The organism is Guptibacillus sedimenti, assembly GCF_028610665.1.
In the GTDB taxonomy this organism is placed as follows: Bacteria; Bacillota; Bacilli; order Bacillales; family Guptibacillaceae; genus Guptibacillus; species Guptibacillus sedimenti.
The window spans coordinates 1,041,075-1,055,174 of the sequence record NZ_JAQQWV010000002.1 but is presented as its reverse complement, the minus strand read 5'-3'; the positions used below and the strand labels follow the sequence as shown (position 1 = coordinate 1,055,174).

The following is a 14,100-nucleotide window of genomic DNA, read 5'->3' as shown; positions in this document are numbered from 1 at the left end:
TGTAAAAAAGTATGTTGATGGGGCAAGCTCTAGAACTAGGGTTTATATAAGGAGGCAATTCGTCAGCGATTCGTCATCAATCACTGAAAATAAAAAAAGAATCCGGCCTCAGCCGAATTCCTTAACTCTTTTGACTTTGTTCTTCACGTTCACGCTGTTCTTTTAAGATCTCTTTGCGTGATAAGTTGACGCGTCCCTGCTTATCGATTTCTTTTACTTTAACCATAATTTCATCACCGATCGAGACAACATCTTCTACTTTGTTTGTACGTTCTTCAGCCAGTTCAGAAATATGAACAAGGCCTTCTTTCCCAGCAAATAGCTCAACGAATGCGCCAAATTTCTCTACTCGTTTCACTTTACCAAGGTAAGTTGTGCCAACTTCAACTTCTCTTACAAGATCTTCGATGATCTTCTTCGCTTTTGCGTTCATCTCTTGCTCAGTTGAAGAAATGAAGATTGAACCGTCCTGCTCAATATCAATTTTTACGCCAGTTTCTTCAATGATTTTATTGATGATTTTACCGCTTGGTCCAATGACGTCGCGGATCTTATCTGGTTTAATTGACATTGTCAAAATCTTCGGTGCATATGCAGAAAGCTCTGTACGAGGTTCGTTGATTGCACTCATCATGTTTTCAAGAATTGCAAGACGACCTTTTTTAGCCTGTTCAAGCGCTTGACGAAGGATGTCTTCATTGATTCCTGAAATTTTGATATCCATTTGAAGCGCCGTTACACCTTGCTCTGTTCCAGCAACTTTAAAGTCCATGTCACCAAGTGCATCTTCCATGCCCTGGATGTCTGTAAGTACTGTTACATCTTCTCCATCACTAACAAGTCCCATTGCAATACCAGCAACTGGTGCTTTAATTGGGACACCAGCATCCATCATCGCAAGCGTACTTGCACAGATGCTTGCCTGTGAAGTTGAACCGTTTGATTCAAGCACTTCAGATACAAGACGAATGGTGTAAGGGAAATCTTTTTCTGTTGGAATAACTTGCTCAAGAGCACGCTCACCGAGAGCACCGTGACCAATCTCACGACGACCTGGTCCACGCATTGGGCCTGTTTCACCAACGCTGAATTTAGGGAAGTTATAGTGGTGCATGAATCGCTTCGATTCTTCTGTACCAAGACCGTCAAGAATTTGAACGTCTCCAAGTGCGCCAAGTGTACAAATGCTAAGCGCTTGAGTTTGTCCACGAGTGAACAAGCCTGAGCCGTGTGTTCTTGAAAGGATACCGACTTCGGAATCAAGCGGGCGAATTTCATCAACGCCACGTCCGTCTGGTCTTACTTTATCTTTCAAAATTAAGCGACGAACTTCTTGCTTCACAAAGCTATTCAAAATTGATTTCACTTCTTCAGCGCTATATTCTTCACTTTCTTCATAGGCTTCCGTTGCACGCGTCATGACAGCATCGATTGCTTCTTGTCTTGCATGCTTTTCAATCACTTTTACAGCTTCTTGAATATCAGTAAGGTATTCCTCACTAAGCTTAGCTTCTAGCGTTTCGTCTGCTTTTTTCAGAACGACTTCACGTTTTTCTTTTCCTACAGCTTCAATGATTTGTTCTTGGAAAGAAATCAGACGCTTAATTTCCTGATGTCCGAATAAAATTCCTTCCAGCATCGTTTCTTCTGGTACTTCTTCAGCTCCAGCTTCAACCATATTGATTGCATCTTTCGTACCTGCAACTGTTAAATGAATGTCACTTTGTTCAAGCTGATCAACATTAGGATTTACGACGAACTTACCGTCGATGCGTCCAACGAGCACGCCCGCAATCGGACCATCAAATGGAAGATCACTAATTCCAAGTGCTAGAGATGAACCGAACATTGCTGCCATCTCGGAAGAACAGTTTTGATCCACGCTCATAACTGTGCTCACTACTTGAACTTCATTACGGAAACCATCTGGGAATAAAGGACGAATCGGGCGGTCAATTAAACGACTCGCAAGAATTGCCTTCTCACTTGGACGGCCTTCACGCTTGATGAAGCCTCCAGGAATTTTACCTACTGCATATAATCGTTCTTCATAATTAACCGTTAGTGGGAAAAACGGAAGGTCTTTCGGCTCCTTAGAACCTGTAACCGTTGCTAGTACAGCCGTATCGCCGTAGCGAATCAATGCTGCACCGCTCGCCTGCTTCGCCAGCTGACCAATCTCAACTGACAATTCGCGACCAGCCCAATCAATTGAAAACACTTGCTTCTCTTGTGCCATTAATGTGAGAACTCCTCTCATCCAATAAAATCATTTCTTTTATTATACCCTAACCTTTTTACTTCTAAAAAGAAAGGAAGAAATCTATGTATTTTTAACCTAATAAAAAAGCGGGAAATATCCCGCTTTTCTGAATCATTATCGACGTAGACCAAGTTCTTTGATAAGTTCGCGGTAACGAGTAACGTCTTTGTTACGAAGATACGTTAAAAGATTACGGCGTTTACCAACCATCTTAAGAAGACCGCGACGAGAGTGGTGGTCTTTCTTGTGGAAACGTAGATGATCGTTCAAATTGTTGATTTCCTCAGTAAGGACAGCGATTTGAACCTCTGGAGAACCAGTATCATTCTCGTGAGTTTTGAACTTAGTGATAAGCTCTTGCTTACGCTCTTGTGTGATTGCCATCCGTTTCACCTCCTTAATTTCTAATCCCCTGATACCGCGCAAACGTCGGTGACTCGATTGCCCAGTATAGGTTGTGTACTTGTCGTACAGATAATAGATTACAGGTTTTCTTCCTAAAATGCAAGGGAAATCTATTTCAAGATTTTCTTTGCGTCTTTCGCATCCTGACCAATTTGAGCAATCAAGTCATCTACAGACGAGAATTTCACTTCTCCGCGAATCTTCTCGTAAAACTCCACCTCTACCTGCTGGCCATATAAGTCACCGCTAAAATCAAATACGTGCACTTCTAAAGACGGCTGATCTGGCTTTTCTTCATAAAACGTTGGTTTATACCCGACGTTGCATACACCGTCCATCCACTCTTCTTTCGCCCGCATCCGAACAGCGTAAACGCCTGTATCAGGAACAAGATAATCATCCTTTAGGTCAACATTTGCTGTTGGAAAACCTATTGTACGACCACGCTGGTCTCCCTTTACAACCGTTCCTTTAACTACATAACGGCGACCAAGAACCGCTTTAACGTTCTCTACCGCTCCATCACGTATATATGACCGAATGAGGGTTGAGCTAACTTTTTCATCTTGCTGTGAAACTTTATCAATAACGGTTTGATCAAACTGATTTCGCGCATGGAAAGGAAGCGAATCCATCGTGCCTCTCCCTTTGCTTCCATATGTATAATCAAACCCTGCGACAACGTGTACAACAGATAAAGCAATAATATAGTCGTCTACAAATTGTTGTGGGGTTATGCCTGCAATCGTTTGGTCGAACTTCACGATATAGAGAACGTCAATCCCCATTCCATCAATTAAATCAATTTTATCATCAAGGGGGGTAATGGCTTTCGTTTGCGGGGTGGATTTCCCTAAAACGACTGATGGATGAGGATAGAAAGTCATAACTGCTGACTCTACACCTTTCTCATCAGCGATCTTTTTTGCCGTCGAAATCACTTTCTGATGACCACGGTGAATGCCATCAAAATATCCAAGCGCCATGACCGCAGGATGTTCCGCCTTCAATTGATGTGGATGCGATAAATAAATTGTCTTCAACGGTTTCACCTTCTAACTTCATCTCGAAAACACTTTCTCAGGCTTCATTAAGCCAGGTTTCTCAGGATGTTTTTGATAGATTGCAATTGCTTCTCCGTCCTTATTGTACATAACGAGTCGATCTTCTGTCATCTCATCCACCTGAGGAAGTACAGCTCCATTTTGAAGTTTAGCTTCAAGCTCAGGTTCGACTGTTAAAGATGGCATGGCAGAAAGAGCATATTCCATCGGGAAAAGAGAGAGCGTTTCATCTTCTATCATCTGTTTAATCTCATCAAATGTCAAACATTCTTCTAGTTTAAATGGGCCAGAAGCGGTACGAATTAAAAATGACATATGAGCTGGATACCCAAGATGCTCTCCTATATCGACCGCAAGTGTTCGAATGTAAGTCCCCTTACTACACGTGACACGAACAGGGATTGAAATAGTTCCATCGTCTGTTGTTACCTCACCAATTTGTTCAAGTTCATGAATCGTGACTTTTCGAGACGGACGCTCAACGACCTCTCCCTTAAATGCATACTCATATAATTTTTTTCCGTTTATTTTAACAGCTGAATACATCGGAGGAACTTGCTCAATTGTCCCTCTAAACGTTGCAAGGGCTTCTTCGATTTCATGAGTTGATGGGATTTTCTCAACGTTCTTTTCATCCACCTTATCTCCTGATGCATCTTCTGTCGTCGTTGAAAATCCAAGTGTAATAACCGCTTCATACGTTTTCGAAAAATCCGTCATATATTGGGCAACTTTTGTTGCTCTTCCAATGCATAAAGGCAATACGCCCGTCACATCAGGATCTAACGTTCCCGTATGTCCCACTTTTTTGGTGTGTAATAACTTTCTAGTTATGGCAACACAGTCATGAGAGGTCATACCAGCGGGTTTTTTTAAAGGTAATACGCCGTTCATGCTTTTTCTCCTTTCAATCTGATGACATAGAGAAAGGATAGACATTCCTGCCTATCCCTTCGTCACTACTCATCTGCTTGATTTAAATCTGCAAGAAGTCGTTCGATTTTGTTACCATAATCGATTGATTCATCAAATTCAAAGTAAATCTCCGGTGTTTTACGAAGACGGATGCGTTTCCCTATCTCAGAACGGATAAATCCTGTTGCTTTTGCAAGGCCGTTCAGGGTTGCTTCTTTCTTCTCTTCGTCACCAAGGACCGTAATAAATACCGTTGCTTGCTGTAGATCATTCGTAACTTCTACTGCTGTTACTGTAACGAAACCTACGCGCGGGTCTTTAATCTTCCTGCTGATTATATCACCAAGTTCTTTCTTCATCTGTTCACCAACACGATTTGCGCGAACATTACTCATCGTTACACCTCGTTTCTTTCCTAAAGCCACTCATAAGTTGCTCGAGTGATTTCGATATCCGGACGTGAGTCAATCAATGAAATGGCACGCTGCAGCTCACGCTCACACGCCGTTTTGCTTGAAGCCGTCGTGACAATACCGATCACAGTATGTTGCCAGAGATCCTGGCTATCAAGCTCAGAAATTGCAAGATTATTGTGCTTCAGTCGGCTAATCACCGACTGAAGCACAGCTCTTTTTTCCTTCAAGGATTGCGCATCGTAAATGATGCATTCACATTCGACGTATCCAATCACTTAGGCTTTACTTCCTCCATGATATAGGCTTCAATAATGTCGCCTTCTTTAACATCATTGAACTTTGCAAGTGTAATACCACATTCGTATCCTTTTGCAACTTCTTTCGCATCGTCTTTGAAGCGTTTCAATGTATCTACTTCACCTTCGAATACGACAATTCCGTCACGGATAACACGAACGCCAGAATTACGTGTGATTTTACCTTCTGTTACGTAAGATCCTGCAATTGTACCTACTTTAGAAACTTTAAACGTTTCACGTACTTCAGCTTGACCAATTACTTTTTCCTCATAAACTGGATCAAGCATTCCTTTCATTGCCGATTCGATTTCTTCAATTGCTGTATAAATAACACGATGCAAGCGAATTTCTACTTGCTCAGAATCAGCGACTTTCTTCGCATTTGAATCAGGACGTACGTTAAATCCGATAATGATCGCATTAGAAGCAGAAGCAAGAATTATATCTGATTCTGTAATCGCACCAACAGCTGTATGAATAATGTTGATCTTCACGCCTTCTACTTCAATCTTCTGAAGTGAGCCAGCAAGTGCCTCAACAGAACCCTGTACATCAGCTTTCACGATAACATTGATATCTTTCACATCGCCTTGCTGAATCTTTTCAAATAAATCATCCAAATTCATTTTTGAAGATTCTTTACGCTGAGCTTCAATTTGCTGCTGATTACGCGCTTCCCCAACTTGACGTGCTGTTTTCTCGTCTTCAAATGCCACAAAGCGATCTCCGGCATTTGGAACGTCACTCAAACCAGTCACTTCGACAGGCGTAGAAGGTGCAGCTGTTTCGACACGCTTACCAAGATCGTTGACCATCGCACGAACACGACCAAACGTGTTACCAACTACGACAGGATCACCAACTTTTAGCGTACCTTCTTGAACAAGAAGGGTAGCAACTGGCCCGCGCCCTTTATCTAGCTGCGCTTCAATCACTGTACCTGTAGCAAGCTTATTAGGGTTTGCTTTAAACTCTTCTACTTCTGAGATCAAGAGGATCGTCTCAAGAAGATTGTCAATTCCTTCACGCTTAATAGCAGAAAGGTTCACGAAAATCGTATCGCCACCCCATGCTTCAGAAACGAGTTCATACTCAGTTAGTTCCTGCATAACGCGATCAGGATTTGCTCCTTCTTTATCCATCTTATTAACTGCAACGATAATTGGAACTTCTGCTGCTTTTGCGTGGTTAATGGCTTCAACCGTTTGTGGCATAACGCCGTCATCCGCTGCAACTACAAGAACCGTAATATCCGTTACTTTTGCTCCACGTGCGCGCATTGTTGTAAATGCTGCGTGTCCAGGAGTATCAAGGAACGTGATTTTCTTATTGTTCTCTTCAATCTGGTAAGCACCAATGTGCTGCGTAATACCGCCTGCTTCACCCTGCGTTACTTTTGTATCGCGAATTCCGTCAAGTAGCGTTGTTTTACCGTGGTCTACGTGACCCATGATCGTCACAACAGCAGGACGCTCAACAAGCTTACCTTCTTCGTCTTCACTTGTGTAATTATCAAGATCTGTTACTTCGAACAGCTCTTCTTCTTCAACTTTTACGCCGTAATCATCACAAATGAGCTCCATAGTATCTTTGTCTAGTTCCTGGTTAATTGTAGCCATTACACCAAGACCCATTAGCTTTTTAATAAGTTCAGAAGCATCTTTACCTAGCTTTTCAGCAAGTTGGCCTACTGTAAGTGAACCAATAAACGTTACTTTAGAAGGCAATCTTCTTGGAGCAGCCGTGTTTTTAGGAGGTTGTCCTTTCCCACGGCGGTTAGGACGACGTCCACCGCGGCGGTTGTTTGGCGCGCTTTTGCTATTCTTTTGATTTGCATTTGCTTTTGGGTTGTTTCGATTGTTTTTATTTTCCATACTGTTTTTGTCGCTTCCCTTTTTGGATTGTTTCGAATCGTTATTAAGCTTAGCCATCGCCTGATCATCAATCACAGACATATGATTTTTTACCGTAATATTCATGCTTGTTAACTTTTCGATAACATCCTTACTAGTAGTATTATGTTCTTTTGCATACTCATGAATTCGCATCTTACTCATACGATCACCCCCGAGTTATTGATCGAGCATTGCGTGAAGTTTCTTCGCAAACCCTGCATCAGTAACGGCTATCGTGACTCGTTGAACTTTGCCAATTGCATGACCAAGTTCATAGCGCCCTGTAACAAAACATACTGGGACTTTATAAGTAGTTGCTTTATCCGTAATTTTCTTTCTCGTGTTGTCTGATGCGTCATTCGCTATTAAAACGAGTTTGGCGCTTTTGCGCTGAATTTCCTTCACCACAAGTTCTTCTCCAGACACAACTTTGCCAGCACGCTGAGCAAGTCCTAGAAGTGACTCCCAATTCTTGTTGTTCATTTAGTTTGACCGCGATTCTGCGAGGTCAGCATAAATATCTTCCGTCACTTCTGCTTTTAGATGAGCCGCTAAAGAATTTCGCTTTTTAGCAAGAGTAAAGCACTCTTCTTTGTTGCAAAGGTATGCGCCTCGTCCATTCTTTTTACCCGTTTGGTCGATCGATATAACCCCTTCAGGCGAACGAACAATTCGAACGAGCTCTTTTTTTGGCTTCATTTCTTGACAGGCGACACATTTTCTCATCGGAATTTTACGTTTTTGCACGATGGACACCTCTCCCGATCTTGCTTAATCTAGCTCTGAATCTTCAGCGTCATTTTCCTCGAAAAGAGGAGCTTCATCAGCACTATAGATGCCAAGTTCTTCCGCTTCAGATTGACTCTTAATATCAATTTTCCATCCTGTAAGCTTTGCTGCGAGACGGGCGTTTTGACCGCGCTTCCCGATCGCAAGAGAGAGCTGATAGTCTGGTACGATAACCTGAGTCATTTTGTTTTCTTCATCTACATTTACTTTAAGTACTTTTGAAGGACTAAGAGCATTTGCTACATATTCAACAATATCCTCAGACCAGCTGACAATATCGATCTTCTCGCCTTTAAGCTCATTTACGATTGCCTGAACACGTTGACCGCGTTGTCCTACACAAGAGCCAACTGGATCCACTTCAGGATCTTCGGCATGAACGGCAATTTTTGATCGATCGCCGGCTTCACGTGAAATTGACTTCACTTCTACAGTACCGTCAAAAATTTCTGGCACTTCAAGTTCAAATAAACGCTTAAGAAGGCCAGGATGAGTTCTTGAAACCATCACCTGTGGCCCTTTGGTTGTTTTTTCAACTTTCGTCACATATACCTTAATACGATCATGAGAATGATACGTTTCATTCGGCATTTGTTCACCTGCAGGGAGAAGTGCTTCGATTCGACCGAGGTCAACATAAATAAAACGATGATCTTGACGCTGAACAATTCCGGTCATGATATCGTCTTCGCGTTCAATAAATTCGCTAAATATGATCCCACGTTCTGCTTCACGGACACGTTGAGTAACAACTTGTTTCGCTGTTTGAGCTGCGATACGACCGAAATTACGAGGCGTTACTTCGATTTCCACGATATCTTCTAATTCATATTGACGATCAATGTCTTTCGCATCTTCGAGTGAGATCTCAAGACGAGAATCTTCCACTTCTTCCACGACATCTTTTCGAGCAAATACGCGGATCGAACCAGTGTCCTGATTAAAATCGACTCTTACATTTTGTGCCTGATGGAAGTTTCGCTTGTACGCGGAAATAAGCGCTGCTTCAATCGCCTCAACGATAATATCCTTGCTGATGCCTTTTTCTTTTTCAAGAATGGTTAGCGCATCTAATAACTCACTACTCTTCATTTTCATTCTCCCCTTTAATTAAAAAACAACCGCAAGCCTTGCGCTTGCTACTTTTTCATAAGGTAATTCTACCTTTTTAATTCTCGTTTTCACTCGCTGTTCAATCACAACCGTTTCACCATCAAAATCAGAAAGCTTACCTTCAAAGCTTTTCTCTCCATCTATTGGTTCGTAAGTTGTCATATAGACTTGTTTTCCAACCGCTTTCTCGAAATCAGTCTTTTTCTTCAGCGGGCGCTCTGCACCTGGGGAAGAAACTTCGAGGAAATAAGGTTGTGTAATTGGATCATGTTTATCTAGCTGTTCACTTAGCTTTTCGCTAATTGTCCCGCACTCCTCAATATCAACACCTCGAGGAGAATCGACATAGACACGGAGAAACCAATTCTTGCCTTCCTGCGTGAATTCTATGTCTACAAGTTCCAGGTTCATTTCATCTACTATTGGTTTTACTAGTTCTTCAGTAACCGTAATCACATTTTCATTCATTGGTTGTCCTCCTTTCTGATCCTGTACAGCAGGGTCCCAATCGAAAACGAAAGAGTGGGATAGCCCCACTCTTCCGTCGCGTGTGTATTCACTAGTATTTCCACAATTACTATACCATACTCATATAACCAATTCAACAGAGAAGCGAAGGCTCCTCTTTAGAACAAGCTGAGCTGGTTAGCATCTGGAAGTCCTTCAAGACATCCATGATCATCTAAATATTCTAGCACTGTCTTCGAAATCTTGCTTCTCTGCTGCAAATCTTCTTTAGAAAGAAACTCACCTGCTTCTTTGGCGTTTTCAATGTTGATTGCAGCATTCGTTCCAACTCCAGGTAGAGAATTGAACGGAGGGATGAGTGAATCCCCGTCAACGACGAATTCAGCAGCTTTTGATCGGTAAAGGTCAACCTTCTGCATACGAAGACCGCGTTCTGACATTTCGAGCGCAATCTCCATCACCGTTAAGAGGTTTTTTTCCTTTGGTGATGCATCAAGTCCCTTTTCGTTAATCTCTTCGATTTTTGCTCGAATCGCATTGGATCCTTTTGCCATTGTATCGATATCAAAATCATCTGCCCTTACTGTTAGATAAGCAGCATAGAAAAGTATCGGGTGATGCACTTTGAAATAAGCAATACGAACAGCCATTAATACATACGCAGCTGCGTGAGCCTTCGGGAACATGTACTTGATTTTCAAACAAGAATCAATGTACCAGTCAGGAACATCATGCTTCTTCATTTCCGCTACCCATTCTTCCTGAAGTCCTTTCCCTTTTCGCACGAACTCCATGATTTTAAATGCAAGAGACGGATCAAGACCTTTATAGATCAAGTAAACCATAATGTCATCCCGACAACCAATTACTTCACTTAAGTTACACGTCCCAGCCTGGATAAGCTCTTGGGCATTTCCTAACCATACATCAGTACCATGGGATAAACCTGAGATTTGTACAAGTTCTGAGAAAGTGCTTGGTTTCGTATCCTCAAGCATTTGACGAACAAAACGTGTTCCGAATTCCGGAATACCGTAGGTTCCTGTTTTACACATAATCTGATCTTGTGTAACGCCAAGAGACTCGGTTCCGCTGAAGAGCTTCATAACTTCTGCATCATCAGTTGGTATTGTTTTAGGATCAATGCCACTTAAATCTTGAAGCATACGAATAACCGTTGGATCATCGTGTCCAAGGATATCAAGCTTCAGAAGATTATCATGAATGGAATGGAAATCAAAATGGGTTGTTTTCCATGCGGATGTCTTATCATCTGCTGGGAATTGGATTGGTGAAAAATCATAAATATCCATATAGTCTGGGACAACGATAATTCCACCCGGGTGCTGTCCAGAAGTCCGTTTCACGCCTGTACACCCTGATACAAGGCGATCAATCTCAGCTCCTCGATAGTGAAGATCATGATCCCCCATATATCCCTTTACATAACCATACGCCGTTTTCTCAGCAACCGTACCAATTGTTCCTGCACGAAACACATTGTCTTCCCCAAACAGTTCCTTCGTATAGTTGTGGGCACGAGGCTGATATTCACCCGAGAAGTTCAAATCAATATCGGGTACCTTATCTCCTTTAAACCCTAGGAACGTTTCAAACGGAATGTCGTGCCCATCTTTTGTAAGAGGGATATTACAATCTTCACAGTTTTTATCAGGAAGATCGAACCCTGATCCTACTGACCCATCATCAAAGAACTGCGATTTCTTGCAAGAAGGACAGACGTAATGCGGCGGTAATGGGTTAACTTCCGTAATTTCTGTCATGGTCGCCACAAAAGAAGACCCTACTGAACCACGAGATCCTACTAGATAGCCGTCGTTTAGCGACTTTTTTACAAGCTTATGAGAGATAAGGTAGATAACAGCGAAACCGTGACCGATAATACTCTTTAGCTCTTTTTCAAGTCTTTCTTCAACAATAGTAGGAAGCTCATCGCCATAAATACTTCTAGCCATACCATAGCTCATTTGACGCATTTCTTCATCAGCACCTTCAATTCGAGGTGTGAAAAGGTCGTCTTTAATCGGTTTAATGTCGTCGATTAAATCGGCCACTACCTGTGGCTTCTGAACGACGATTTCCTTCGCTTTTTCTGCACCAAGGAAATGAAAGCAATCAAGCATTTCGTTCGTCGTTCTAAAGTGAACCTGCGGAAGCGTTTGACGATTTAACGGGTTACCTGCTTGGGCTTTAATTAAAATCTTTCGGTAGATATGATCTTCCGGCTCGAGATAGTGGACATTCCCAGTCGCTACGACGGGTTTGTTCAATTTCTCACCAAGCTTCACAATTTTACCGATAATCTCTCTTAAAGCCATTTCATCTTGAACAAGTTCTTTCTCAATTAAATGCATGTAATTTTGAGGTGGCTGAACTTCGAGGTAATCATAGAACTTCGCTATGTCCTCAACTTCTTCAGGAGACTTTTGCATCATCCCTTCGAATACTTCCCCTTTATCACATCCAGAACCAATGAGCAGGCCTTCTCGGTACTTCTCAAGCTTAGAACGTGGTATCCGAGCGCTTCGATAAAAATAATCGATATGCGATAGTGAAACAAGCTTAAATAAATTCTTTAACCCAACATCATTTTTCGCCAAAATAATGGTATGAGACGGACGAGTACGCTGAAAACCCGTTTGGCCCATATTGTCATTTAGCATATTGTGATTCGTTATCTCTCGCTCAAGAGCATCCTTCACTAGCTTCCATAATAAATACCCTGTAGCTTCCGCATCATAAATCGCTCGGTGATGCTGTGTAAGATCAATATCAAACTTTTTACATAGCGTATTTAATCGGTGATTTCGCATTTCAGGATAAAGAAAACGAGCCAATTCAAGCGTATCAATAACCGGGTTCGTCGCTTCGCCTAAACCGGCATTACGTAATCCAACATTCAAAAAACCCATATCAAAGCTAGCATTATGGGCAACGAGAATGTCATCTCCCATAAACTCATGAAAATCTTTAATTACATCTTCAATCTCAGGTGCATTCGTCACCATATCATCGGTAATACCCGTTAGTTCAATTGTTGTTGAAGAAAGCGGATGATGCGGATTTGCAAAACGCTCAAATTTGTCAACAATTTCACCATCTTTTAGTTTTACAGCTGCGAGTTCGATTATTTTGTTGTAAACAGCGGACAGTCCGGTCGTTTCAACGTCAAAAACGATGTAAGTACCTGTTTCAAGATCTCGATCTGCTTCATTGTACGCCATCGGTACACCATCATCGACAAGATCAGCTTCAAGACCATAAATCACTTTAACGCCATGCTTTTGACCAGCAGCGTAAGCATCAGGAAATGATTGAACAACATTATGATCCGTGATGGCAATCGCTGGATGCCCCCATTTAGCTGCCTGAGAGATCAACCCTCCAGCTGTACTAACTGCATCCATTTGACTCATTTGCGTATGCGCATGCAGTTCAATTCGTTTCTCATCTTCAGGTGCCTCGTCCTGTCGCAAGTCAGGTTTGATTTCCGTTAAATCATTCCCAATCATGACAAGGTCACGAACGAACGTATCATTTTGAATGCCACCGCGAACTTTCACCCAGATGCCTTTTCTAACAGCTTCTAAAATCGGCACATCTTCTTTATCACGAGAGAACATTTTAACTAGAATTGAATCCGTATAATCCGTTATTTTAAAGGTTAATAATGTTCGACCACTTCTAAGTTCCTTTGTTTCGGCGTGGAAAACATAACCTTGAACAGCGATACGACGTTCTTCATCTTGAATCGTTTCAATTGGCACGGGATCTTCTTTAATTTTGTATCCAATGACAAGTGAATCCGGCACGTTCTTGCTTGAAGATTTATCTGCTTTTTCTTTTTCAATCAAAGCTTCCATCATTTTAGATTGATCTTCTTGCTGCTTTTGTTCAACAAACTTCTGGTAATCCTGCTCAGAAGCTTTCACTTCTACTTCAAGCATGTATTTCGGAAAGCCTGCATTTGTGTAACAGTCAGCTAGCGGTGCTGCTAATTTTCTTCTAGCAATCGCTGCTTCTGTTTCATTACGTACCGTAACGATTAGCTTATTGCCACTAATTTTCGGAGTTTGCTTTTTTAAAACGTTGGTTAAAGACGCAGAATGATCTTGCATTAGTTCCGCAACATTTTCCCAATAAGCCATGGCAAGTTCTTCATTTCCTCCTGAGTCCGTAGCAATGCTATAGGTCACCTCGGCAATGTGCTTTAATCCATCTTGCAAGCGACTGCGAAATAGCTCGTATACATGAAAAGGAAGAACGTCTGGAAAGTGAAAGTCAAAATGCCACTTCCTCGTTTCTTTATAGACCGTTAACTTTGAAATGTACCCATCCTTGAAGTAGTCAACGAATTTTTCTGGAACCGATATTTGTTGAAGGAGCAGCTGGAGACGTTCTTTCCGTATGTTTAAATCCTGGTCCATTCAATTCTTCCTCCTTCTTAAAATG

Annotated in this window: 11 protein-coding genes and 2 pseudogenes; all 13 read right to left on the bottom strand. The window is 41.9% G+C overall.

Annotated features, from left to right (window positions below):
* Nucleotides 1–121 precede the first annotated feature (121 nt).
* Nucleotides 122–2,239, bottom strand: coding sequence for a polyribonucleotide nucleotidyltransferase (gene pnp, locus PQ578_RS13815; RefSeq protein WP_273834853.1), 2,118 nt, complete (start codon nt 2,237–2,239; stop codon nt 122–124).
* Nucleotides 2,240–2,377: 138 nt separating this feature from the next.
* A complete protein-coding gene (gene rpsO, locus PQ578_RS13810) occupies nt 2,378–2,647 on the bottom strand; it encodes a 30S ribosomal protein S15 (RefSeq protein WP_048309782.1) in 270 nt (89 codons plus the stop codon).
* A gap of 131 nt (nt 2,648–2,778) precedes the next feature.
* Nucleotides 2,779–3,711 carry a bifunctional riboflavin kinase/FAD synthetase gene (gene ribF / locus PQ578_RS13805; RefSeq protein ID WP_273834851.1) on the bottom strand — a complete coding sequence of 311 codons (933 nt, stop codon included), beginning with the start codon at nt 3,709–3,711 and terminating at the stop codon, nt 2,779–2,781.
* An 18-nt stretch (nt 3,712–3,729) separates the two neighbouring features.
* Nucleotides 3,730–4,626 carry a tRNA pseudouridine(55) synthase TruB gene (gene truB / locus PQ578_RS13800; RefSeq protein WP_273834850.1) on the bottom strand — a complete coding sequence of 299 codons (897 nt, stop codon included), beginning with the start codon at nt 4,624–4,626 and terminating at the stop codon, nt 3,730–3,732.
* A gap of 65 nt (nt 4,627–4,691) precedes the next feature.
* The gene (gene rbfA / locus PQ578_RS13795; protein ID WP_098443391.1) at nt 4,692–5,042 is read right to left on the bottom strand and encodes a 30S ribosome-binding factor RbfA; all 351 of its coding nucleotides are present in this window, start codon (nt 5,040–5,042) and stop codon (nt 4,692–4,694) included.
* 20 nt (nt 5,043–5,062) lie between these two features.
* Nucleotides 5,063–5,338, bottom strand: a complete 276-nt coding sequence (locus PQ578_RS13790; RefSeq protein ID WP_273834849.1) for a DUF503 domain-containing protein — start codon at nt 5,336–5,338, stop codon at nt 5,063–5,065.
* Nucleotides 5,335–7,086, bottom strand: a pseudogene (gene infB, locus PQ578_RS13785) (translation initiation factor IF-2); the annotation flags it as partial. The gene PQ578_RS13790 and the pseudogene infB, both read right to left, overlap by 4 nt.
* 212 nt (nt 7,087–7,298) lie before the next feature.
* Nucleotides 7,299–7,419, bottom strand: a pseudogene (locus PQ578_RS22490) (translation initiation factor IF-2 N-terminal domain-containing protein); the annotation flags it as partial.
* A gap of 15 nt (nt 7,420–7,434) precedes the next feature.
* Complete coding sequence (locus tag PQ578_RS13780; RefSeq protein WP_098443388.1) at nt 7,435–7,740, bottom strand: YlxQ family RNA-binding protein; 306 nt, start codon at nt 7,738–7,740, stop codon at nt 7,435–7,437.
* On the bottom strand, nt 7,741–8,004 hold the full coding sequence (gene rnpM / locus PQ578_RS13775) for an RNase P modulator RnpM (RefSeq protein ID WP_273834848.1): 264 nt from the start codon (nt 8,002–8,004) through the stop codon (nt 7,741–7,743).
* A gap of 24 nt (nt 8,005–8,028) precedes the next feature.
* Nucleotides 8,029–9,138 (bottom strand): transcription termination factor NusA, encoded by a 1,110-nt coding sequence (gene nusA / locus PQ578_RS13770; protein ID WP_160919314.1) that lies wholly within the window; start codon nt 9,136–9,138, stop codon nt 8,029–8,031.
* A gap of 18 nt (nt 9,139–9,156) precedes the next feature.
* The gene (gene rimP, locus PQ578_RS13765; RefSeq protein ID WP_159782371.1) at nt 9,157–9,627 is read right to left on the bottom strand and encodes a ribosome maturation factor RimP; all 471 of its coding nucleotides are present in this window, start codon (nt 9,625–9,627) and stop codon (nt 9,157–9,159) included.
* Between the two features lie 158 nt (nt 9,628–9,785).
* The gene (locus PQ578_RS13760; RefSeq protein ID WP_159782370.1) at nt 9,786–14,075 is read right to left on the bottom strand and encodes a PolC-type DNA polymerase III; all 4,290 of its coding nucleotides are present in this window, start codon (nt 14,073–14,075) and stop codon (nt 9,786–9,788) included.
* Between the last annotated feature and the right edge of the window lie 25 nt (nt 14,076–14,100).

Excerpts from the sequence above, each read along its gene's own strand:
- PQ578_RS13780 (WP_098443388.1), bottom strand. The coding sequence starts at position 7,740 with ATGAACAACAAGAATTGGGAGTCACTTCTAGGACTTGCTCAGCGTGCT.
- rimP (WP_159782371.1), bottom strand. The coding sequence starts at position 9,627 with ATGAATGAAAATGTGATTACGGTTACTGAAGAACTAGTAAAACCAATA.
- rbfA (WP_098443391.1), bottom strand. The coding sequence starts at position 5,042 with ATGAGTAATGTTCGCGCAAATCGTGTTGGTGAACAGATGAAGAAAGAA.
- truB (WP_273834850.1), bottom strand. The coding sequence starts at position 4,626 with ATGAACGGCGTATTACCTTTAAAAAAACCCGCTGGTATGACCTCTCAT.
- rpsO (WP_048309782.1), bottom strand. The coding sequence starts at position 2,647 with ATGGCAATCACACAAGAGCGTAAGCAAGAGCTTATCACTAAGTTCAAA.
- PQ578_RS13760 (WP_159782370.1), bottom strand. The coding sequence starts at position 14,075 with ATGGACCAGGATTTAAACATACGGAAAGAACGTCTCCAGCTGCTCCTT.
- pnp (WP_273834853.1), bottom strand. The coding sequence starts at position 2,239 with ATGGCACAAGAGAAGCAAGTGTTTTCAATTGATTGGGCTGGTCGCGAA.
- nusA (WP_160919314.1), bottom strand. The coding sequence starts at position 9,138 with ATGAAGAGTAGTGAGTTATTAGATGCGCTAACCATTCTTGAAAAAGAA.